The 21,497-nt window shown below is 64.7% G+C and carries 17 protein-coding genes; 4 read left to right on the forward strand and 13 right to left on the reverse strand.

Translation table 11 applies throughout. The features are described 5' to 3' along the window. Positions 1-5 precede the first annotated feature (5 nt). From GXP39_02555 to GXP39_02615, 13 genes are all read right to left on the reverse strand, one after another. Positions 6-1,937, reverse strand: a complete 1,932-nt coding sequence (locus GXP39_02555; GenBank protein NOZ26917.1) for a glycoside hydrolase — start codon at positions 1,935-1,937, stop codon at positions 6-8. Between the two features lie 54 nt (positions 1,938-1,991). Continuing rightward, positions 1,992-3,401, reverse strand: a complete 1,410-nt coding sequence (locus GXP39_02560) for a hypothetical protein (protein NOZ26918.1) — start codon at positions 3,399-3,401, stop codon at positions 1,992-1,994. Positions 3,402-4,025: 624 nt separating this feature from the next. Continuing rightward, positions 4,026-6,296, reverse strand: a complete 2,271-nt coding sequence (locus tag GXP39_02565) for a hypothetical protein (protein ID NOZ26919.1) — start codon at positions 6,294-6,296, stop codon at positions 4,026-4,028. Further along, positions 6,293-7,054 (reverse strand): TIM barrel protein, encoded by a 762-nt coding sequence (locus GXP39_02570; protein NOZ26920.1) that lies wholly within the window; start codon positions 7,052-7,054, stop codon positions 6,293-6,295. The genes GXP39_02565 and GXP39_02570 overlap by 4 nt, the downstream gene beginning before the upstream one ends. Before the next feature lie 38 nt (positions 7,055-7,092). Further along, positions 7,093-7,581, reverse strand: a complete 489-nt coding sequence (locus tag GXP39_02575) for an NUDIX domain-containing protein (GenBank protein ID NOZ26921.1) — start codon at positions 7,579-7,581, stop codon at positions 7,093-7,095. A 472-nt stretch (positions 7,582-8,053) separates the two neighbouring features. Beyond that, a complete protein-coding gene (locus tag GXP39_02580; GenBank protein ID NOZ26922.1) occupies positions 8,054-8,953 on the reverse strand; it encodes a GNAT family N-acetyltransferase in 900 nt (299 codons plus the stop codon). A 252-nt stretch (positions 8,954-9,205) separates the two neighbouring features. Then, entirely contained in the window at positions 9,206-9,601 is a 396-nt protein-coding gene (locus tag GXP39_02585) for a Neelaredoxin (GenBank protein NOZ26923.1), read from the reverse strand. A gap of 82 nt (positions 9,602-9,683) precedes the next feature. Then, positions 9,684-10,571, reverse strand: coding sequence for a carbon-nitrogen hydrolase family protein (locus GXP39_02590; GenBank protein ID NOZ26924.1), 888 nt, complete (start codon positions 10,569-10,571; stop codon positions 9,684-9,686). A gap of 120 nt (positions 10,572-10,691) precedes the next feature. Next, positions 10,692-11,759, reverse strand: a complete 1,068-nt coding sequence (locus GXP39_02595) for a hypothetical protein (GenBank protein NOZ26925.1) — start codon at positions 11,757-11,759, stop codon at positions 10,692-10,694. Next, positions 11,756-12,694: an ROK family protein gene (locus GXP39_02600; protein NOZ26926.1), complete on the reverse strand. Its 939-nt coding sequence runs from the start codon at positions 12,692-12,694 to the stop codon at positions 11,756-11,758. The genes GXP39_02595 and GXP39_02600 overlap by 4 nt, the downstream gene beginning before the upstream one ends. A 239-nt stretch (positions 12,695-12,933) precedes the next feature. Further along, entirely contained in the window at positions 12,934-13,680 is a 747-nt protein-coding gene (locus GXP39_02605) for a hypothetical protein (protein NOZ26927.1), read from the reverse strand. A 79-nt stretch (positions 13,681-13,759) separates the two neighbouring features. After that, the gene (locus tag GXP39_02610) at positions 13,760-14,710 is read right to left on the reverse strand and encodes a prolyl oligopeptidase family serine peptidase (GenBank protein NOZ26928.1); all 951 of its coding nucleotides are present in this window, start codon (positions 14,708-14,710) and stop codon (positions 13,760-13,762) included. A gap of 31 nt (positions 14,711-14,741) precedes the next feature. Further along, entirely contained in the window at positions 14,742-15,533 is a 792-nt protein-coding gene (locus GXP39_02615) for a TIM barrel protein (protein NOZ26929.1), read from the reverse strand. A gap of 933 nt (positions 15,534-16,466) precedes the next feature. On the opposite strand from GXP39_02615, the gene GXP39_02620 reads away from it, so the two are divergent. From GXP39_02620 to GXP39_02635, 4 genes are all read left to right on the forward strand, one after another. After that, positions 16,467-17,663 carry a methyltransferase gene (locus GXP39_02620; GenBank protein ID NOZ26930.1) on the forward strand — a complete coding sequence of 399 codons (1,197 nt, stop codon included), beginning with the start codon at positions 16,467-16,469 and terminating at the stop codon, positions 17,661-17,663. Between the two features lie 113 nt (positions 17,664-17,776). Then, positions 17,777-19,321 (forward strand): xylulokinase, encoded by a 1,545-nt coding sequence (xylB, locus tag GXP39_02625; GenBank protein NOZ26931.1) that lies wholly within the window; start codon positions 17,777-17,779, stop codon positions 19,319-19,321. A 63-nt stretch (positions 19,322-19,384) separates the two neighbouring features. Then, a complete protein-coding gene (locus GXP39_02630) occupies positions 19,385-20,287 on the forward strand; it encodes a sugar phosphate isomerase/epimerase (GenBank protein NOZ26932.1) in 903 nt (300 codons plus the stop codon). Positions 20,288-20,317: 30 nt separating this feature from the next. Then, positions 20,318-21,460, forward strand: coding sequence for a hypothetical protein (locus tag GXP39_02635; protein ID NOZ26933.1), 1,143 nt, complete (start codon positions 20,318-20,320; stop codon positions 21,458-21,460). The last annotated feature ends 37 nt before the right edge of the window (positions 21,461-21,497 follow it).

The following is a 21,497-nucleotide window of genomic DNA, read 5'->3' on the forward strand; positions in this document are numbered from 1 at the left end:
TGTGCCTACGCCTCGCGATGAAAGAGCGGCAACCGATCCAGCGGGGCAACATAATCGCGGATCAGCGTCGGCCCCTCCCACTGCCGATCCGTCCAATGATCGCGCCACACGCCCGGCGGCAACAACACGTCTCGCGAGCGCGCCCCCGGCTTCACCACCGGCGCCACACAGTGCGTGTCCCCCAACAGAAACTGATCCGCACACAGATACGCGAGCTCGTTGTCCCAGCGCCAACATAGCGGCCGAACCATGGGAGCGCCCACGCTCGTAGCCTCACGAGCAGCCCGATCGACAGCCGACGCGAGCTCTCCGTGGAGCCGGGCATAGCGACGACAGATCTCCACCGTCTCCTCATCGAACTCCCACGGGGCGATGGAGAACTGCATGGCCGGCAGCGCTGCGCACAGCTCCGCCCAGCGGATCAGCAGTTCCTTGTCCGCCCGCAGGCTCCCGTAGTTGTTTCCACCGATCATGTCGGCGAACACAAACGGGTAACCGGCCATCCCCAGGTGCAACGTCTGCGGGATAATGGAACGCAACCCGTTCTCCTCGCCCCAATGGCTGAACTTGTCCCACAGCCGGAAGAGCAGTGGAGCTCTTTGAGAGCGCCAGCCGGTGCGGACCTCACACCACCGGAAGTGCTCGGCTGCCCAGGCCACATAGGCATCGCTATAGCCGTTCCGCCCGATGTCCCGCGCGGAAACGCCGTCGGCGGGGACGAAGTTGCCTTCGCCGGCGTCAAACTTGAAGCCATCCACGCCATAGCGATCCTGCAACATCCGCAGCTTGCCCAGCCACCAATCGGCCGCCTCCGGGTTGCTGAAATCCACCAGGGCGCCCTCGCCCCGCCACCATCGGACGAGATAGGGTTCGTCACGGTCCGGGTGACGGATGAAATATTCCCTTCGGCTTCCCTCCACAAAGTTGGCGGCATCCGGGTTGATGAACGGCGTCACCCATAGCGTGACCAGAAACCCCATGTCCTGGAGCATGGTAATGAGCTCGCGGGGGTTGGGGAACCGCTCCGAATCGAACTCCGTGTCGCCGTAGTGAACCTGCCAGCGATCGTCGATGCCGAACAGACCGGCCGGGAAGCCGTGTTCCAGGATCTCCTGGGCAAACCGCAGCACGGTGGCCTGATCGATCTGCTCCTTGAACTGCGCCCAGGTCGTCCACTGGGGCACGCGCAACAGCTCAGAGGCGGGCGGATGGCCCGGGATGCCCAGCCGGCGGGCATGCCGCCGGTGGACGGAGGCGAGATCCCGTCCGACCGTGATCCGATAGGCCAGATAGCGCTGACGACGCACCGCCACCGACCACAGGCCATCGCCCTGGCCGCCGGGATCCGGCAGAGGGCGATGTGCGAACTCATCGACCCCGGGCTCGCGCGGCCGGTTCAGACCGATCGCGATGTCCCGATCGTTCTCCAGGATCACGCCGACGCCTTTGCTGGTGATCCAGACGCCCGCCTGAACGCAAAGCAGGCCGTCCGGCCCATGATCGTAGGTGATGAACGGATCCGCGTGAATCATCCCTTGCTCCAGCGGGTACACGCCGCGGAACAGCTCCCCCTGGCCATACCAGTGCCCGGCCGGCGCCAGGTAGGCGCTATCCTGCCACTCGTCGGGGGCAGGGTCCGCATGCCAGTGCACTGTGATCCCTTCCTCATCGACGGCCAGGATCAGGGACAGAGGGCGATCCGGATCGTCCGTAACCGCCGTCATGCGCACGCCCTCGCCGGTCAGCCGCACCTCGTCCAAGGAACGCGGCGCCAGCCACGTATCACCATAACGGGCCCGACCGAACGCGGGCCCACTCCTCCAGATCTCGTCCCCATCCCGCAGCACACGCAGCAGAGGGGGCCGACGCTCCACTTGCACGCGAAACATGTCGGCCTCGACGGTGATCCGGTCATCGGTGATCTGAAAGGCAGGCACGAGCACCTCCCGTGTTTCGCCAGCGGCGGTCCCTCATAAACGGAGCACAGGACGTCAGCCTGCGAGCACGGCCGGCTTCAGGCTCCAGCTTTGCAGCCGGGTGTGCAGCGCTAACGTATCCAGCTCGAGATCGAGGGGATGGGGAGGCCACCCGGGCAGGCGGCGATAGATCCCCTCCTCGACCAGTCGGGCGGCGATCTCCGGCTCCTCCGCCCCCGGCGAGATCGTCACCTGCTCGGGCACCTGACCGTGATCCAGGTCCAGGAAGAGCGTGCCCAGCAAGCGCAGCATGGGGCCAGGCCCTGCAAAGGTGTCGTCAACCGCCAGCGTGGCGGGCAGATGCCCGGTCGCGTCGATGTGGTCCACCAGATCGCGAGCGAGGGTCAAGGCGGTCCGTACGGGGACGGTCGCCGGCCGCTCTAAAGAGGGCGGCGGGTTGATCGGCCCCAGGACGTCTCTCAGGATCAGCTCATCCGGCCGCGGATCCTCCTCAGCCAGATATAGGGCCGCCCGGGCGAGCACATCCAGCGCCTGCGCAGGCGACGCCAGGGGGATATCCGTCCGGATCGTCTCGCTCTCCGCGATCGCCCGCGCCAGTTGGCGCACCTCATCCCATCCGATCGGGCCGGCGCCCGCGGCGAAGCGGTCGTTCAGAGCGCGCACGGGGACGATCTCCACGCCCGGCAGGTCGCGCACGGCCTGGACCATGCGCCGCAGATTGCGCAGGCCGGTCGCATAAGTCGCATCGTCCCGCCGGGGGGCCAGGCGATAATCGGCCGGATCGGTGTTCTGCCCACGGGCAAAGTTCAGCGCATCCCAGAAGACGGTGTAGCGCAGCCGCGTGGGGTGCGCGGCGAACAGGCCCAGGCAGGAGAATCCCCGCCTGCGCATATCATCGATCTTCTGAAGCAGAGAGGGCAAAGCGGAAGCGAAGGCGGTATCATCACAACAGGCATCCTCTCCGCCAGGCAGGCTCACATACTCGGAATAGCAGAGTTGTCCGGCGAACCAGCAGGCGCCCGTCTCCCCAGAGCGCGCGTGGGAATAGATGTTGGACGGGATGCCCAGCCGACGCGTGGCAGCCGGGATCTGGGGGCCCCAGCTAGAGCCGGGCGTGCCCCAGGTAGAGGGGGCGGCGCCAAAGATGCGAGCGAGATCACGCGCTCCCGGCCCCTCCTGACGCATGGCCTCCATCACTCCGTCCTCCCACCCCTTATCGGCCAGATATTCGGCGACGGCCGGGTGGACGGAGTGACGATTCGTGTGGAGGCCTACGTCGTGTTTCCCGACGGCCGCGATCACATCGTCGCGGCCGCGTTGCTCCCACAGTCGCGCCTTCTCGCCCACCACGCACATCATCGCTGTGATGCCGTCCTCGGTCAGCACCTCGGCGATGTCCAACGCCACATCGTCCGAGTCAGGATGGACGAGGTCCTCCACATCGAAGCAGACATAGACGTACATGCATCCCCCTTCGCAAGGCGATGAAACAGGCGCAGATGATAATGCGGTAGCTACTGTGTTCTTAGAAATGCCGTTGCTTCTGCCGTGGGGAGGCCCGGAGGGGCTCCGCCCCTCCTCCGCCCCTCCGGAAAAAGCCATTCTTCCGCCTTCGACCTGCCCGGCCCCGGCCCAGATTCCTGCGGAAAGGGCCGAGAAAGGCAGGTGCAGGCCGGAAAAGTGGGATTTCCGTGGAGGGGAGGTCCCCTCCACACCTCCCCCTGTGGAGCTGGTAGCTGAGGGAGACCCTCAGACACCTTACCGGTAAATGTTCAGGCACGCTCCCAGTTCTTCACCACAGTGATCCCTGCAGGATGTCCCGCCTCCCCCACCCGCCGGCCCCCGCCTCTCCCGAACCGGAGGAGGCGGGGGTGAAAACGGTGAAATCGTGAAGGCTTCTGAGGCCCGATCAATCAGCGAATACACTATGGTCGAGTACTAGTGTACGCCCAAATGGCCGACCCGACAAGCGATGGAGCACCGCAAGGCTTCACCCAAGACCGTGTATTCAGTCCTTTTCCACTTTACACCAACTCTTTTCCGGCCTGATTGGAGTGGACCAAGACGGACGGTGTCCGCCTGGTTGCTCTACTCCACGCGGACGGTAACCGGGGTGGCCGCGTTCGCCCGCAGGGAGACCCCCTGGTGCCGGCCGTCGTCGGTGACCAACGTCACCTGTCGGTTGCGCCCCAATTGCTCCTGTACCTCAAAGTGCAGTCCACCATCCCGCCGCTCGACCTGGGTGATCCGACAGCCATCGATGCCAAAGGCCTGCCCTCGCGCCAGGTCCACGTAGATGCCGCCGTAGCGGTTCTCCACCCACGCGGCAGCCGCCAGCGCGCCCCCGGCCCCCCAGCCGAAGTCGGACCGGCCGTGGATGCCGTTGACCCCGCTGTGGGCGAAGTTCTCAGGGCTGAGCCCCACGGGGTAGGCGCCCCAGGTATGCGGGCTGACCTCCTTGTTCTCCGGCACAGCCATCAGCGCAAAGGACGCCCGCAGCGCTGCCACCCCCCGCTGAAAATACTCCGCCTCGCCGGTGACGCGATATGCCTCCAGGTACAGCGGCGCGAACACGGCCTGTCGCGAATCGTTCCATTCCCCGTCCGTGTTCATGACGCCGAAGCCGCCGAAGGTGTACAGATCCAGCCAGGGCGGGTTCCAGAGCTGCTGATAGAGGTTCAGGACGTCCAGAGCCTCCAGGCTGCCCCGCAGATAGCGCGCATCCTGCGTGAGATCATAGGCGCGCAGCAGGGCGTGAGCAGCCCAGTAGGTCGAATAATTGTTGTGTGGCAGGATACCGGTATGGGGATCCGTCATGTCCAACGGCTTCCACGAACAGGACCAGAACGTCTCGAAGTCCCAATACTTCATCTGGGGGATCACCTCGGCCAGCAGGAAATCGCAGGCGCGCAACAGCGCCTCTCGATATGAGGTCTCCCCCGTCCGCAGCGCCAACTCGCCCAGGAACAGTGCGGCCCCGCCCGTCTCCGCCGACTCCCGCAGCGTCTCTACAGGCCAGGGAACTCCCTCTCCATCGTCTGGGAGATCGAACCAGGCGGGGATGGCGCCGGAGGGAAGCTGAGCCTCCACCAGGAAGTCGCCCAGGTTGCGTGCATACTCCACGGCGGCTCGATCCCGTTGCAGATCCCGATCCCACCACAGCAGCCAGGTGGCCGTCCAGGCTGCGCTGGACGTATGTACCCGATGACGGCCGCCGTTGAGGCGCGGCGGGGATCCCCACCATTCGTCGTCCTCATAGGCGTACACGGCCGGGAACAACCCAGCCACCTGCGGGGCCTTCAGCGTCCACATCTTCACGCGCCGGGCACGCTGTTGCCACTCCTTCCGTCCCAGGCGACGTCCGAAGTGCCACATGCCATACGCGCTGCGCAGGCCATTAAACCACACCTGGTTCCAGACGATCGGCTGAGGAGTGCGGAAGTAGCCGTTATGGCTCAACGCCTTGAACCCGCCGACGACCTCCCCCTCGATCTTGAACTCCACGTACTCGCCCACCTGCTGCACGCTAGGGTACGTATAATCCGCGTAGTCACGGAAGGGGATGGTCTGCGGCAGCGCCTTCTCCAGATATGGAGTTGCGTAACGTCGCCACTGATAGGCGGTGACGGTCCGCAGCACGTTCGGCCGCTCCGCCTCAGCTCCCACCATGATCTCATACGCGAAGGTGATCGGCCCGGCCGGCGGCGTGCTCAACATGGACGGGGCATGACGGTAGTACGTATGATGGATCGGCTCGTATGACTTCAGCCCATAGCCGAAGACGGGATGCACGCGATCCTTCACGTCCAGCTCCAGACAGGTGAGGCGCGCCCGCTTCAGGGCGGCCAGCGCGTCCAGGTCGGGCAGGAGCGCGGCCCAGCGGCCGTCCTTGAGCAGGATCACCGCGGGCGCGCGGAAGACGTGATCGCCGATGACCATGTCGTCCCCCGGCCGCAGGTTCGGGGCCCAGGCGTAATCCAAGGGGCCGCCCGCCAGGAACGTCCACACATCTTGGAACCACTCCACCAGCTCGTCGCCGCGCAGATCCAGGCGAGCGGTGACGTGCACGCGAGCTTCCTCGAGATCCACCTTCACCGTGCGGGTCAGCGAACGGCCACCCCAATCGGCCGAGAGACGCAAGGTACGCTCATCCGGCTGCTCGACCGTCCATGCGGGCGGCTCGTCCGGCAACGGGAATTGCGTGGGAAATAGCCGGGCGCCCGTCAACGCGAGGCCGCTCAGGTCACAGATCTCCACCCAACCGGCATCGGCCGTCCCGGCCAGCAGGATCAACCGGGGCGCGGGAGTATCCTCCCAGACGACCTGCACCCTCTCGTTGCCGATCATCCATCGACTCATAAGCCCTCCACCATCTGATTGATGTCCTGCACGATCTGCATGATGGGCTGAAGCGCCTCCAGCGTGGGCTTCCGCGGGCGGAACTCCAGGCCGATGAATCCATCATAGCCGGCCTTCGCTAACTGCTCCAACACGAAGCGATAGCGGATCTCGCCGGTGCCCGGCTCATGACGGCCCGGCACATCGGCGACGTGGATATGGCCGATCTGGTCCACATGAGCGGTCAAGCGGGCGGTCAGATAGCCCTCCGTGATCTGCTGGTGGTAGATGTCGAACAGGAGCTTGACGGCCGGGCTGCCCACCCGGTCCAGAATGGCGAATCCCTCGTCGGCATGGTTCAACAGATAGCCCTGGTGGTCCACCAGCGGATTCAGCGGCTCCAACGCCAGCGTCATGCCCGACCGCTCGGCGATGGGGGCTGCCTGGCGCAACGCGTCCACTACGGCGTCGATCTGCTCCGATCGGGGGACGCCAGGCCGCTCGTTTCCGGTGAGGACGATCAACGTCTTGCATCCCAGCTTGCGAGCGGCGGCAAAGGAAGGCTCCAGCCCGGCCAGGAAGGCCTCGTGCTGGGCCGGATCGCAGAGAATGTTATTGGGCTCGACGGAGAAGACGGAGACCGCCAGCCCCCGGGCCCGCTGACGCTGCGCAATGGCCTCCAGGTCCTTGTCGCGCCAGCCCCAGAACTCGAAGGCGGTCAGCCCGGCATCGGCCGCGGCGTCGATCCGATCCAGAAACGGCAACTCGGGGAACAGCATCTCGATACAGGCGGACAAGGTCAACATGATTCTCTCCTTTATAAGAAAGCAAGCCTCGGATGGTAGGGATGCTCGCTGGTCGGCGGGATGAGACGACACTGCCCGCCTAACACACGTCGCACGAGCCACCCGCACCAGGGCTCAAACGGCTCATCCAGAGCGTCCATTTCCGCCAGAGAGAGGTAAGCGGCCCGATCTGTCTCTACTCCGTCCGGCGTCGGCTCACCGTCAATGTGGCGGCACAGGAAGACGATGCCGATCCCGCCATCCTCGGATAGATTCTGGATGCCCAGCAAGCCTTTCACCTCGGCGACGACGTTCGCCTCCTCCCGAGTCTCTCGCAGCGCGGCGATCTCCGGCGCCTCACCCGGGTCGAGGAACCCCCAGGGGATGCTCCACTGTCCCGACAAGGATTGTCCCGGCGCCTGACGAATCCAGAGAGCACGATCGCCTTTAAGGACGACGGCTCCCACGCACACGATCGTCTTGGGCGGCCAATCCATTTTGCGGCTCTCCCTATCAGCCATGCGACCTCCCGATTCTCGCCCTTTACCTGCCTGGTTGGGACTTTGGCCGGTGGCCTCCATCCCCACGGGGCAGGTGAGGGGCTGAAAATAGATTTCTTCGGAGGGGTGGCCGCCCCTCCGAGTCACCCCAGAGATGCGGAGCCGCGCTTCCGTATCGCTCAACTTGATACCAATGGGATAGGTACGGATTGACCCCTACGCCTCCCAGCCACCTTAGAGCGTGCCTGAAAATTCCCGGCAAGGTGTCTGAGGGTTTCCCTCAACGACAAGCTCCACAGGGGGAGGTGTGGAGGGGACCTTCCCTCCACGGAAAACCCGGCTTTTCCGGCCTGCACCTGCCTCTCTCGGCCCCTTCCGAAGGACTCGGGCCGGGGCCAGGCAGGTCGAAGGCGGGAGAAAGGCTTTTTCCGGAGGGGCTCCGCCCCTCCGGGCCTCCCCACAGCAGAAGCAACGGCATCTCTCAGACACCCTCTTAGAGCTCCTTCTCCATCCACCAGAACACACGGTGTATGCGGGCATCGGCCACGCGAGCGTAGAAGGCGATGGGCCCCACCCAGCAGATATCGGCGGTCCGATGGCCCAGCGCCCTCATATCCCGCATACAGTGCCAGAAGAGCACCCGGCCGATCCCCCGGCCGCGCAGGTCCGGCTCCGTGCCCATGGGCCCGAAGCCGTTCTCGAACATGGTCACGTTGTAAGAGGCGAACGCGCAGATACGATCCTCGCGCGTGGCCACGAAGGTGGAAATGGGATCATTCTCATAAGAGGAGAGGGCCTCATAATGCCATACGGGGCTCCACCGCTCTTGCAGCCACGCGCTGAAGGTCTCCCGATCCTCCGGCCGCAATCGTCGAATGGTATATCCCTCCCGGGCCAGGCGCGCCTCCTCCTCACGTGTATCCCAATCGTGCGCGAGGAGGTCCACCTCCATATCCACCGCCTCGCCGAAGCGGTAGAAACCGTGGCGCTCGAAGAAACAATAGGCCGAGGTGTAGCGCACATCCAGGCCGGGCCAGAAGTAATTGGGCGCGCTATTGCCCAGCCGCAGCCGGGTGAGCCCATCGGCGCGCAGGCGCCCCTCCAGCTCCCCCAACAACTGAGAGGCGACGCCCCGCCGGCGATAGGCGGGCTCGACCGTGATCAGGCGCACCCAGGCCATCCTCCCCTCGTCCATCTGACGGACGCCGCCCAGGATCGCCCCCACCAACCGATCATCCGCCCAGGCAAGCAACTGATAAGCCGGGTCCCGACCGGGCTCCTCCAGAACGCGACGGCGCAACAGGGTCGGCGTGAACACATCCAGGGGAAGCGTACGTTGACACAAGTCCAGCAAGGCGGGTAAGTCAGCCTCGGCCAATTCACGGATTTCCATAAAAGAGGCCCCCTATCATCAAAAGCTTATCCACAGTCGGCTTCCTTCACACTTCAGAGCCCAGAAGCGCTTCAGCCGATATCTTTCAGACACACTCTGAGCCTCCAGCGGAGTTCCAAGAGATATCAAGAGGATGCCTCCCTCTTCAAAAGGTGGGGGTTCAGCGTGCTGAACCCCCACCCTTCCGGAGACATCCCCTACTTCCCCTCAGTCCACCACCATACGGCTCCCCAATCCATCATAGAGCTTGACTCAGGCTATCCGGATCTCCTTGCTGCTCTCCCATAATCCGTGGATGTTGCACAGAGCCAAGGCGTACAGGGTGCCGGGCTTGGTCACCTTCAATGTAACCGTCACCGCGTGGTGCGTGTACACCGGGCCCTGGTTGGGGCCAGCCACCGCCTCACCATGAGCGGTGAACTCGAAATGCCCCACCTGATGGGTAAACGGCTCCCCCTCCGGGTGGAAGTAAAGGGAGATCCAACTGATATGATGTTCCGTGGTGTTGGGATGTCCCACCTCCTTCCCCAGGCTGACCGTCACCTGGAACATCTCGTCGGCCTTCACCTCGTCCGGGCACTCGATGACCGGCACGTGTTTTTCCTTCTTCCAATCAGCTTCCTGAATGCGTTCGCTCAGCTTGGTCATGGCTTCTCCTCCTTGCCTTATACCGGCGTGAAAATCGACGACCTCCCAGAGAGCCGACGCCCTTTGGGAGGGAACAGCCCCTTTACCTTCGATCCTCCGCCCTGACGAAGGGCGGCCTCACCTCAAGGGATGTCAGCAGGCCATAGCAACGGGGCTTCCGAAACGCGTTCCCCCACGTCTCACGCTCCCGATACGCCCGGATCCGATCCATATGGAAGACGGCCAGGTAGACGCTCTCCTCCTCGCCCGCCTCGATCACCAGGGTATCCCTCGCGTTCCCCCTCTCGTCGAAGGCGATGGGATCAAAGGCGATGGAGTGTCCGTTGTTCTGCGGCGCGGCATAGTTGGTCATCGCCACCCCTACCATGTTCTCAAAGGCCCTCGCCCTGAACTGGCCGATGCGATGCGCCTCCAGCTCGCAGGCGTTGGGCGTCAGGATGATCTCCGCCCCCTTCAACATCAGAATGCGAGCGCTCTCCGGGAACTCCCGATCGTAGCAGATCATGGCCCCCACCCTGACCGTCCCTTCCTCCGTCTCCAGATCGCACACGTAGAAATCGTCTCCAGGGGTCAGGGCGATCTCCCGATCGAAATCGCAGGTATGCACCTTGGCGTACGTCATCACGACCTCGCCGCGTCGGTCGATCAGGGAAACGGAGTTACGCGGCGCGCCCTCCCATCTCTCCAGATAGGTCAGGGCGATGGCCATCCCCAGCTCCTTCGCCAGCGCCCTGAAGTGCATGACGAAGGCATCATCCCGGCCGATCGCCTGCGCCCGCCACTCCTCCTGCGCGCCCGGCCGACCCGGATCGTAAAAGGTGTACCCGATGTTCCACATCTCCGGGAAGAGCGCGAGGTCCGCTCCCAACTCCCTCGCACGCCGGCAGAACGCCTCCCCCTTGGCGAGGTTCGCCTCCTGATCGTCCCCACAGGCTACCATCTGCAACAGAGCGATCCGGAACAGGCTCATAGGCCCTCTTTCCCCTCGAGGAGGGATCCCTTTCCACAGAAGCCCTGCTTTCCCGGCCCTTCTCGCAGAGACTCAGGCCGAGGCCAGGCAGATCAGGGGCGGGATTCTTCAGACACACTCTTACAGAAACGGGATCGGGCGGGAGAGCGGCGGGGGCGTATACGCCTCCCGGTAGTACGCGGCCACCCGGCGCAGGACCGCATCGCGTATCGCGCGCAATTCCTCCGCGGCCGGGCCCAACGTCATCATCCGGCTGGCGGCCACGTGATTGTCCAGGATGCCCTGGGCCACGTCGATGGGCACATCCAGCCGGCAGAAGATCCAGGCGATCACCCCGCTATACCAGCGCAGGCGCGCCTCCTCCCCAGCGCGGAAGGTGGATGTGGGCTGGCCGTCGAACGTCATGCGCCGCACCTCGCCCAGCGTGGCGCCGCCCAACACGCCGTGGATGATGGAGATCGTCTCCGCGCCGCATCGCCAGAACTCGTCCGCCCCCAGGCAACGCATCTCCGCGCCCGGGTCGGCGAAGATGACCTGTGCGGCGGCGCGGGTGTACAGCTTGTAGCCGGAGTTGAAGTCGGGCACGTCCTCCGGGCTCGCACAGAAGCGCAGATCCAACACGCGACCCTGCCGCGCCAGGTGATAGCGCAGAGCATCCAACAACACCCGATCCTGCAACAACTCCAGCTCACCGCGCAGCCAACCCATCGGTCGATGCAGGCTGCCCCGCCGCCCGATCACCAGCACGCGATCGTTGGCCGTCTCCCGGGCGATATGGACCGCCGCCCGCGCCAGATTGGGCAGATCGTTGATGAAGTGATCGGCGTCAGCATCGCGCACGCACAGCAGGTCGGCGTCCGGCCTCTCGCTCAGCAGCCAGCGCATCCCCTGTGTGACCGCGTGCTCCTTGCCGCGATTCTCGTCCTCTATGATCAGCGCCGGGGCGACGCCCTCCCGCCGCAGGAGCCGATCCCTCTCGACCCGGGCCACCCGGGCGATACGCGGGCTTCCGTCCACCACCAGCACGATCTGATCCCAGGGCATGAACAGCCCGCAGTCGGCCAGGGTCAAACGCAGCAGATCGGCGATGGCCTCATCGGACTCCTGGGGGTTATACCAGACCGGCACCACCATCCCCAGCCGGGGATGCAGGTCGGCGATGGTGGCGTAGTGCTCGTGAGTGCTCACGCCGCGCCCCTCTCCGCTGCCAGTCTCAGCCGGGCCAGCACGCCCGCACCGATCACGCCCGCCTGCGGCCCCAAAGCGGCCTTCCAGACCGGCGTCGATCGAGCCGTGGGCAACGCGTGCCGGGCGATGCAGGAGCGAATGGCCTGGAAAAACGGCTCGCCGGCCTCGGCCACCCCTCCGCCGATGATGATCGCGTCCGGCGCCATCACGTTCACCAGCGAGGTCAACGCGAACCCCAACCAGCGGCCGGCCTCCTGCACGGCGAAGCGCGCCAGCTGATCCCCAGCCCGCATCGCCTCCACCACCTCCCGTCCTGTGGGAGCGCTGGGTAGCCCGCGCAGGCGGCGGTAATGCTCGGCGATGGCTGGACCCGAGGCGTACTGTTCCACACAGCCGCGGTCGCCGCAGGTGCACGGCCGGCCGTCCCGGACCACTTTGACATGCCCTACCGCGCCGGCCAGCCCGGCGCGGCCCGGGTGCAAACGCCCGTTCAGCACCCAGCCGCCGCCGATCCCGGTGCCCACCGCCACATACAGCCCGTTCCGCACCCCCCGGCCGGCACCGTACGTCGCCTCGCCCAGCGCCATGGCGTGCACATCGTTGTCCATCCAGACGGGCACCCCCAGCGCCGCCCCCAACTCCCGGCGAAGGGGCACGCCGGTCCAGCCGGGGATCAGATCCGTGGCATAGACGATCTCCCCGGTGCCCGGATCCACCTGGCCGCCCGTGCCCACGCCGATCGCCGCCGGGGGACGCTCCGCCGCGGCCGCCACCTCTCGCGCCAGTTGCACGACCCGACGCAACACGGCCTCGCTTCCCTCGTGCACCGCCGTGGGAACGGAGCGTGCATGGTACAGTGTGCCATCCGGGGCGACCATCGCGGCGGCGATCTTGGTCCCGCCGATATCGATCCCCAACGTCCACGCCTCTTCCATACCGCCTCCTGTGCGACGGGCACGCCACCCTCAATCACAAGCCCCACAGGGGGATATGGGGGAACCCCCCTCCACGGAAAATACCGCTTTCCCGGCCTGCACCTGCTTCTCTCGGCCCCTTCCGCAAGGGTCTGGGCCGGGCCCCGGCAGGTCAAGGGCGGAAGAAAATTCTTTCTGGAGGAGCAAGGCCCCTCCAGGCCTCCCCATAACAGGAGCAACAGGACTTCTCAGGCACGCTCTTAGAAGGGCGGCTCCTTATGCAGTTCCTCGATCAACTGCAAGGCGGCCTCAATCTGCTCCGCCGTCCCCTGGAGCAGCAGGCGCACGGCCCCCTCGGCACCGAAGATGCCGCCGGAGCCGACATGACGAACCTGAACGCCGCAGAGCAGGTGGAACGCCTCGATCTCGGTGATGATCTCACCGGTGATGGGGAAAAGCGGATGGACGTGATTGGCCGCCTCCTCGCCCTGTCCCAACACGCGCGCCGTCTCCAGGATATCATGCGTCACCAACTTCTCCAGGCCCACCGGGATCACCAGCGTAACCCGCCGTCCGATGATCGGTCCCAACGCGCCCCCCACGGTTCCACCGTTGGGGTCCCCGATGCACACCCCGGCCACCTTCTTCTCGTAATTGAGCGCGTTGGCCCCCTTGATGAAGACATCGCCGGGGCCCATCTGGCGCGCCGCCTCAAAGCGATTCATCCCCTGCACCGGCTGCCCGTCATGCAGGATCACATCGGGCAGGTTCTTGGGCGCCAGGCGGGTCTTGCTGTCAAAGCCCGGCGGGACCACATGCCCGGTCACGTACGCATACCGGTCGATGGGCTTCCCCAGGACCTCCTCGACGACGTAGCCATCCGTGGTACCGGTCGAGATGACCATCCACCCCTGTCGTCGGGCGCGCTGCACGGCGGGATGAGCTGCTACCCCCTTGGCGATCAGACGTTTCGACTGCGAGACGGTGAGAACGACCTCAGCTAGCATGGTAAGGCACCTCCGAGGGACAAACGTTCTAAAACGTAAAGAGCAAAACGTAATAAACGTGAAGCGTGAGGGGATATGGTCACCCCTCGCTCAACCAGCGATCCAGGAACGCGTACGCCTCCGCCTTCACCTCGTCGGGGAAGCTGTGGCCTCCGGGGAAGAGGATCGCCTGGAACCGATCGGCCACCCCGGCCTCCGCATAGGCGGCCCGCGCCTTCTCGGCGATCTCCCGCACGCCGTCGATGGGGAAGATGCGATCCTCCTCGCCCGCCGTGAGCAAGAAAGCCCGCGGGGCGATGTCCGCCACCAGGGCATCCAGATCGCACAGCTCCAGCAGGCCCGGCACATACATGGCCCGGTTATGATTGATCCCATCGCGCAGGATCGTGCGGATCAGGCCAAACCCACACGAGGAGACGGCTGCCCGAACGCGCTCGTCGTACCAGGCCAGCCAGAGGGTCTCCTGGCCACCCAGCGAATGACCGATAGCCCCCAACCGCCCTGGATCAACATCGGGCAACCCGGCCAGCACGTCCAGCGCACATACCAGATCATGCAGATACTTGGTCTGCAGACAGGAGCCGAGCAGGATACGCCGCGTGAACTCGAACCCCTCATACTCCCGATCCTTGAGATGGGGGTTCTCCATGCGTACGTACTCGGGCGGCCGTCGGTCCTCAAAGCAGAGGTGATCCGGGCACAGCACGACGTACCCACGCCGGCACAGATCAAGCCCATAGTGATACATGCGGTTGGCGCTCAGCCCGGCCGGCTCCGACTTACCCAGGTAATACTGCCCCGCGTGCTGGTGGATGGCCAGGATGCCGGGCCGTCCGGACGCGGGCGAGGATCCCTTGGGGCGCAGCAGCCAGGCGGTGACGCGCTCGCCCGGCTCGACGGCGTAGGAGACCGACACGCGAACGTGATCGCCCAGATCCACCTCCGGGCCGAAGGCGACATCCGGCGGCACACGCTCGGGGAATCGCCCCAACCGCTCGATGATCGCTTGACGCAACGCCGGGTTGCCCACTCTTCCCTCCTCGTGAGAAGGCAAGGCCTTCCTACGCCAGGCTACGCTCGATCAGCGCCTTGGACTTGAGGATGCCCTCATGGTCGTCGCTCTTCCCCTCGAACTCGATGCCGTAGGAACCCGTGTAGCCGGACTTCTCCAGGATCTGGATACAGCGCGGGATATCGATGTTGGGATCATTGCCGGTCGCGTCGAACTCACGCGCTTTGGCATGGACAGCCACGGCGTAGGGAGCCAGCTTCTCCAGCGCGGCGAAGCGATCCACCTCCGGAGGGAAGTTCCCAAAGTCCGGCAGCGTCCCAATCCAGGGGCTGTTCACGGAGCGGATCACCCGCAGGATGTTCTCCGGATCGGCCGATACGCCGCCGTGGTTCTCGATGAGGATCTTAATCCCCATCTGCCCGCCGACCTCGGCGAGGACGCCGAAGCTCTCGATCAGACGCTCGATCCGCCCGGCCACGTCGGGATCATGATGTCCGCCCATGTTGGCACGAATGGCGTTGCACCCCAGGGCGGCCGCGATCTCAAACCAACGCGTGTGATTGGACACCGCCATCATGCGCTCCAGGCGATCGGGCGCTCCCAGATCCCCCTGCCGGTCGATCGCGATGTTCAGCATGCGCACGCCCTGGCTATTGGCCGCCGCGCGCAGCATGTTCAGGTAGCCGTTATCCTGCCGCTCGAAGAAGGGCTCATTGAGCTCGATCTGATCGATGCCGAACTCCTCACGCGCCACGCGAGGGAACTCCAGGAGCGTAAGAGGATGCTCCTCTCGCCGGAAACGACGCACGAGACTCCAGCCGGCCAATGACACTCGGGACATAGTGACTCTCCTGTTGATCATGATGGCGGCGACGGAAGTCGCCTTTGATGTGAAACCCGATGATGCTGAGATCGAGGCCCGCCGTTCCTCCGAGAGGATCAACGAAAGGTGCCACGACTCTCGCCGAGGCCATATCCTGGTGAACGGACAAGCCCACACGAGGCATTATAATACGAGCCCCCCCGGATTACAACAGCGAAAACCGCAACGGGACTGCCCACAAACCTCGAGGCTCAAAAACCAGGTCCGTCCCCCTCAAGAGGCGACCGCTGAGCCCGGGCAGGGGGTGGCTCGAAGGGGCGTCAGCCCCTCCGAAGAAACCTATTTTCAGGCCCTCACCTGCCCCGTGGGGCCGGAGGCCACCGGCTAAAGCCCCAACCAGGCAGGTAAAAGCGAGAAAAAGAGTTTTCCTGCGGAGGGGAAGCCCCTCCGCACCTCCCCTTTCAGGTGCGACCGCCCATGGAGGGAAAAAGCGACAGGCGGGGGCCTCGCCCATGCTGTTCAGTTGATGCGAATAGGGCGACCGCTGAGCCCGGGACTCCCAGGATCAGACGAAAGGCACGGAACCGCGAATATGCCGCTCATGGGCGATGTCGCCCGGGACTGACAGCTTGCTTGCCAGGGCAATTCTATGACACGTGACGTGACAAAAGGTCTAGACAACGCCCCCAAAGCATGGTATACTCGCGCCAGGTCAACCGATCCGAAGATGGATCTACAGGCGGTGGGGCGTCCATCCCGGCTGGGCGAAGGCCGCGCTTTACCCTCCAATCCTCGCACGGACATGTTTCCCCCATCGCCTATCCTAGTGTATGCTTGCGATCACATAGGCGATCGTCTGACCAGAGCCACCGGGGGGAAGCCACCAGCCTCCGGGGCCAAAGGTGGCGAACGGCCCTGATCCCGATCCCACGACAACACAGGTGCAAAGGAATCATGAAACCTCGCGAACGCGTTCTGACCGCCCTGGCCCACAAGGAGCCTGATCGGGTGCCCATCGACTTCGGCGGGATGCGCTCCACGGGCATCATGGCCCTGGCCTACGCCCCGCTCAAACGGTCCCTCGGCATAGAGGATGGCAGCATCGACGTCTATGACGTTGGCCAGCAACTGGCGCTGGTGGAAGAACCTGTCCGGCAACGATTCGGGGTGGACGTGGTCCCGCTGGACTTCGACGCATTGGGCCCGTGGCAGCCATACACGCTGCCGGATGGGACCCCCGCGCGGGTCCCCGCTCACTACCGGATCGAAAGGGCGGAGGACGGGACCCTCTACATCCTCAACGACGAGGGACGCCGGGTGGCGGCCATGCCGCCCGATGGATACTACTTCGACTCCATCTACCACCCGCTGGCCGACGCCCAAACCGTGGACGACCTGAAAGCCTTCTCATGGAGCGGCCGCTCCGATGAGGACCTGGCCCGGCTGCGAGAGGAGGCCCGTCGGCTGTACAACGAGACGGACTACGCCATCATGGGGGCATTCGGGGGCAACATCCTGGAGTCGGGCCAGGGCCTGCGTGGATGGGAGCAATTCATGCTCGACCTGGCCTACGGCGGTCCCTTCCTGGAGACGTTCCTGGAGCTGCTGACGGAGAACCACCTGCGGAATCTGGAGCGTTATCTGGGCGCCGTCGGCGAGTACATCCAGATCATCCAGATGGGCGATGACCTCGGCACCCAGCGAGGCCCCCAGATCTCCGTGGATATGTATCGCCGCTGGATCAAGCCGTACCATAAACGCATCTACGGCTGGGTACACGACCACTATCCCGACATCTACGTCTTCCTGCACTGCTGCGGCGGCGTCTATGACCTGATCCCGGACCTGATCGACGCCGGCGTGGATATCCTGAACCCGGTGCAAACCTCCGCCCATGGCATGGACCCGGTTCGCCTGAAGCGAGAGTTCGGCCGCGACCTGGTCTTCTGGGGCGGCGGCTGCGAGACCCAGAGCACGCTTCCGCACGGCACGCCGGAGGAAGTACGCCAGCAGGTGAAGGAGCGGCTGGAGATCTTCGCGCCGGACGGCGGCTATGTGTTCAACCAGATTCACAACATCCAGCACGGCGTCCCGCCGGAGAACATCACCGCCATGTTCGAGGCCGCGCTGGCTCATGGCTCCTATTAGCCAGCGACCTCACCGTCGAATGGATCCCACGGGACCCATGTAACCCTGTGCGCTCGGAGACGCTGGCGTCTCCGAATCCCGCATCACCGCGACCCACGGCGAGGAGGATGGATATGGGGTATCTGATGGGTATTGATGTCGGCACAACCGGCACGCGAGCGATCATCGTAGACCCCGCCACGGGCGACGTGGTCGCCGGAGCCACCGAGGAATATCCCCTCTACACCCCGCAACCCCAATGGGCGGAGCAGGACCCGGCCGATTGGTGGCAGGCCACCTGCGACGCCATTCGAGCCGCCATTTCCCAGGCCAACATCCGACCGGATGATATCCAGGGCATCGGCCTCACCGGCCAGATGCACGGCATCGTGCTCCTGGATGAGAACGACCAGGTCCTGCGTCCATCCATCATCTGGTGCGATCAGCGCAGCCAGGCCCAATGCGATTGGATCACCGAGCGCGTGGGGGCGGAACGACTCATCGAGCTGACCAGCAACCCCGCCCTGACCGGCTTCAGCGCCCCGAAACTGCTGTGGATTCGCGACCACCAGCCGGACCTGTACGCCCGGGCGCGGACGTTCCTGCTGCCCAAAGATTTCATCCGCTTCAAACTCACGGGCGAACGGGCCAGTGAGGTATCCGACGCCTCCGGGACGCTCCTCTTCGATGTGACGAACCGGCGCTGGTCCCAGGAGATGCTCGACGCGCTGGGGATCGATCCATCGCTGCTGCCCAAGGTGTACGAGTCGCCGGAGGTGACGGGCCATATCACCGCGGAGGCCGCTCAGATCACGGGGCTGAAGGAGGGCACGCCGGTGGTGGGCGGCGGCGGCGACCAGGCGGCCGGGGCGGTGGGCAACGGCGTCGTGCGACCCGGCATCGTGTCCTGCACGGTAGGCAGCTCGGGCGTGGTATTCGCGTACATGGACCAGCCCAAGCTCGACCCGAAGGGCCGCGTGCACACCTTCTGCCACGCGGTGCCCGGCGCCTGGCACGTGATGGGCGTCACCCAGGGGGCGGGGCTCTCCCTGCGCTGGTTCCGCGACCGATTCGGCGGGATGGAGCGGGCGCTGGCCCCCGAGCTGGGCGTCGATCCCTACGACATCCTGGTCGATGAGGCTCGGCGCGCCCCCGCCGGATGCGAGGGATTGATCTTCCTGCCCTACCTGATGGGCGAACGCACGCCGCACCTGGATCCGGACGCCAAGGGCGTCTTCTTCGGGCTGACGGCGCGCCACACCCGCGGCGACGTGATCCGCTCGATCCTGGAGGGCGTGGCTTACAGCCTGCGGGACTCCTTCGAGATCCTGCGGGAGATGGAGGTGCCCATCGAGCAGGTGCGCGCCTCCGGCGGCGGGGCACGCTCCGACCTATGGCGCCAGATCCAGGCGGATGTGTACGACACGGAGTTGGTCACCATCAACGCCACGGAGGGGCCCGCCTACGGCGCCGCTCTCCTGGCCGGCGTGGGTACCGGCGTGTGGCCCACAGTCCCCGCGGCATGCGACGCCACCATCAAGATCACGGGCCGGACGGCGCCGGACGCCGATCGGGTGAAGGTCTACGATGCGTACTACGCCATCTACCGTAGCCTATATGGTATGCTAAAGCCCGCCTACGACCGGGTGGCTGAAGTCATCCGAACATATGCCGGCTGAGCCGGCACAGCGGAGGGGGAAGCCCCTTCGCGAACTCCGTGAAATGCAAAGGAGATAGGAACGATGAAACTCGGCTTTCTGACCGCCTGCCTGCGAGGCCTCTCGGTGGAAGAGATCGTGACCTGGGCTGCGAAGAACGGATTCCAGGCGTTGGAGCTGGCGTGCTGGCCCATGCAGAACGAGCGAGACTACTCCGCCAGCACGCTGGACGTGGCCAATCTGACGCCTGCAAAGGCGGATGAGATCAAAGCCCTGTTCTCCAAGCACGAGATGGAGATCTCCTGCCTGACCTATTGCGATAACAACCTGGCGCCGGATCCCGACGTCCGCCAGCATCACCTGGGCCATCTGGATAAGGTCATCGAGGCCGCCCAGCTTCTGGGTGTGCAGAACGTCAGCACCTTCATCGGACGCGATCCCCGACTGACGGAGGCGGAGAACCTGGAGGAGGCGATCAAGGTCTTCACGCCCATCGTGGAGCGCGCGGCGGAGCGAGGCGTGCGCATCGCCATCGAGAACTGCCCCATGCCCGGCTGGCAGTTCGAGGGATTGGCCGGCAACATCGCATACAGCCCCAAGCTGTGGGACGCGCTGTTCGAGCGCTTGCCAGCGGATCACTTCGGCCTGAACTTCGATCCCTCCCATCTCTGGTGGCTGGGGATTGATCCCATCAAAGCCGTGCGGGACTACGCCGATCGGATCTTCCACGTCCACGCGAAGGACACGGAGATCCTTTCGGAGAACACCTACCGGGTAGGCATCCTGCTCGGCCGAGGATGGTGGCGCTATCGCATGCCCGGCCTGGGCGAGATCCCCTGGGCTCGCTTCATCTCCACGCTCAACGAGATGGGGTACGATTACGTGCTGAGCACGGAGCACGAGGATCCCGTGTGGGAGGGCAGCCACGAGAAGGTGAAGCAGGGGTTGATCCTGGGGCAACGCTTCCTCTCCCAGTTCGTCATCTAAGCTGGGGCATCCCAGCAAGGAGGGATCTCCATGAACGATCGTGAGCGCTGGCTGGCAACCCTGCACTACGAGCCGGTAGATCATATCCCGGACGAGGAGTTCGGCTATTGGGACGAGACCTTCACGGTCTGGCACAAGCAGGGCCTGCCGCGCGAGGTCAAGGACAACGCCATCGCGGATCGCTTCTTCTGCTTCGCCCCTCGGGAGACGGTGCCCGTCAACGTGGGGCTGCTGCCTCACTTCCGCCGCCGCGTGATCCGAGAAGACGAGCGACACCAGGTCATCATCACCGAGGAGGGGGCAGAAGCGGTCATCCATAAGGACGGCAGTTCGTCCATTCCCCACTTCGTGCGATTTCCACTCCAGACCCGAGCGGACTGGGAGGAGTTTAAGCGACGATTGGATCCCAATGATCCGCGACGATATCCCGTCGATTGGGAGTGGTGGGTGCGTCTATGGAAGGAGCGCACCTACCCGCTGGGCATCCACGTGGGGAGCCTGTTCGGATGGTTGCGCAACTGGATGGGCTTCGAGCACATCGCCGTCACCATTCACGACGATCCGGATTGGATCCACGAGATGATGGAGCACCTGACGGAACTCACCCTCAAAACCATCCGACGGGCGCTCCAGGACGTACAACTGGATTTCGCCGCCTTCTGGGAGGATATGGCGTTCCGAAGCGGGCCGATGATCTCTCCCAAGATGTTCCGGGAGTTCATGGTACCTCGCTACAAGCGGATCACGGACCTGCTGCGAGAGCACGGCGTGGACATCGTGTACGTGGACTGCGACGGGGACATCACCGAGCTGGTGGAGCTCTGGCTGGAGGCAGGGGTGAACACGATGTTCCCGCTGGAGGTGCGCGGCGGTTCGGATCCGGTGCTGATCCGCAAGCGATTCGGCAAGGCCGTCCGGCTGTTGGGCGGCGTGGATAAGACCAAATTGATCGAGGGAAAGGAGGCGATACGCAAGGAGATCGCTCGGCTGGAGCCGTTGGTCGCGGATGGCGGGTACATTCCGCACGTCGATCACCGGGTGCCACCCGACGTCACGTACGAGAACTACCTGTACTACCTGAAGGTGAAGCGAGAGGCCTTCGGGATTCCGCACCCGCAATGTTGGGAGGAGCAGATGGCGGCGGCACGAGCGCGTCGAAAGCAGGCCGCCTGAGTCTTCAATATTGAGCCAGAATCATGTCACGAGCGAT

The sequence above is a fragment of the Chloroflexota bacterium genome, from assembly GCA_013152435.1.
Taxonomy (GTDB): Bacteria; Chloroflexota; Anaerolineae; order DUEN01; family DUEN01; genus DUEN01.

Excerpts from the sequence above, each read along its gene's own strand:
- GXP39_02560 (NOZ26918.1), bottom strand. The coding sequence starts at position 3,401 with ATGTACGTCTATGTCTGCTTCGATGTGGAGGACCTCGTCCATCCTGAC.
- GXP39_02565 (NOZ26919.1), bottom strand. The coding sequence starts at position 6,296 with ATGAGTCGATGGATGATCGGCAACGAGAGGGTGCAGGTCGTCTGGGAG.
- GXP39_02570 (NOZ26920.1), bottom strand. The coding sequence starts at position 7,054 with ATGCTGTTCCCCGAGTTGCCGTTTCTGGATCGGATCGACGCCGCGGCC.
- GXP39_02575 (NOZ26921.1), bottom strand. The coding sequence starts at position 7,581 with ATGGCTGATAGGGAGAGCCGCAAAATGGATTGGCCGCCCAAGACGATC.
- GXP39_02580 (NOZ26922.1), bottom strand. The coding sequence starts at position 8,953 with ATGGAAATCCGTGAATTGGCCGAGGCTGACTTACCCGCCTTGCTGGAC.
- GXP39_02585 (NOZ26923.1), bottom strand. The coding sequence starts at position 9,601 with ATGACCAAGCTGAGCGAACGCATTCAGGAAGCTGATTGGAAGAAGGAA.
- GXP39_02590 (NOZ26924.1), bottom strand. The coding sequence starts at position 10,571 with ATGAGCCTGTTCCGGATCGCTCTGTTGCAGATGGTAGCCTGTGGGGAC.
- GXP39_02600 (NOZ26926.1), bottom strand. The coding sequence starts at position 12,694 with ATGGAAGAGGCGTGGACGTTGGGGATCGATATCGGCGGGACCAAGATC.
- GXP39_02605 (NOZ26927.1), bottom strand. The coding sequence starts at position 13,680 with ATGCTAGCTGAGGTCGTTCTCACCGTCTCGCAGTCGAAACGTCTGATC.
- GXP39_02615 (NOZ26929.1), bottom strand. The coding sequence starts at position 15,533 with ATGTCCCGAGTGTCATTGGCCGGCTGGAGTCTCGTGCGTCGTTTCCGG.
- xylB (NOZ26931.1), top strand. The coding sequence starts at position 17,777 with ATGGGGTATCTGATGGGTATTGATGTCGGCACAACCGGCACGCGAGCG.
- GXP39_02630 (NOZ26932.1), top strand. The coding sequence starts at position 19,385 with ATGAAACTCGGCTTTCTGACCGCCTGCCTGCGAGGCCTCTCGGTGGAA.
- GXP39_02635 (NOZ26933.1), top strand. The coding sequence starts at position 20,318 with ATGAACGATCGTGAGCGCTGGCTGGCAACCCTGCACTACGAGCCGGTA.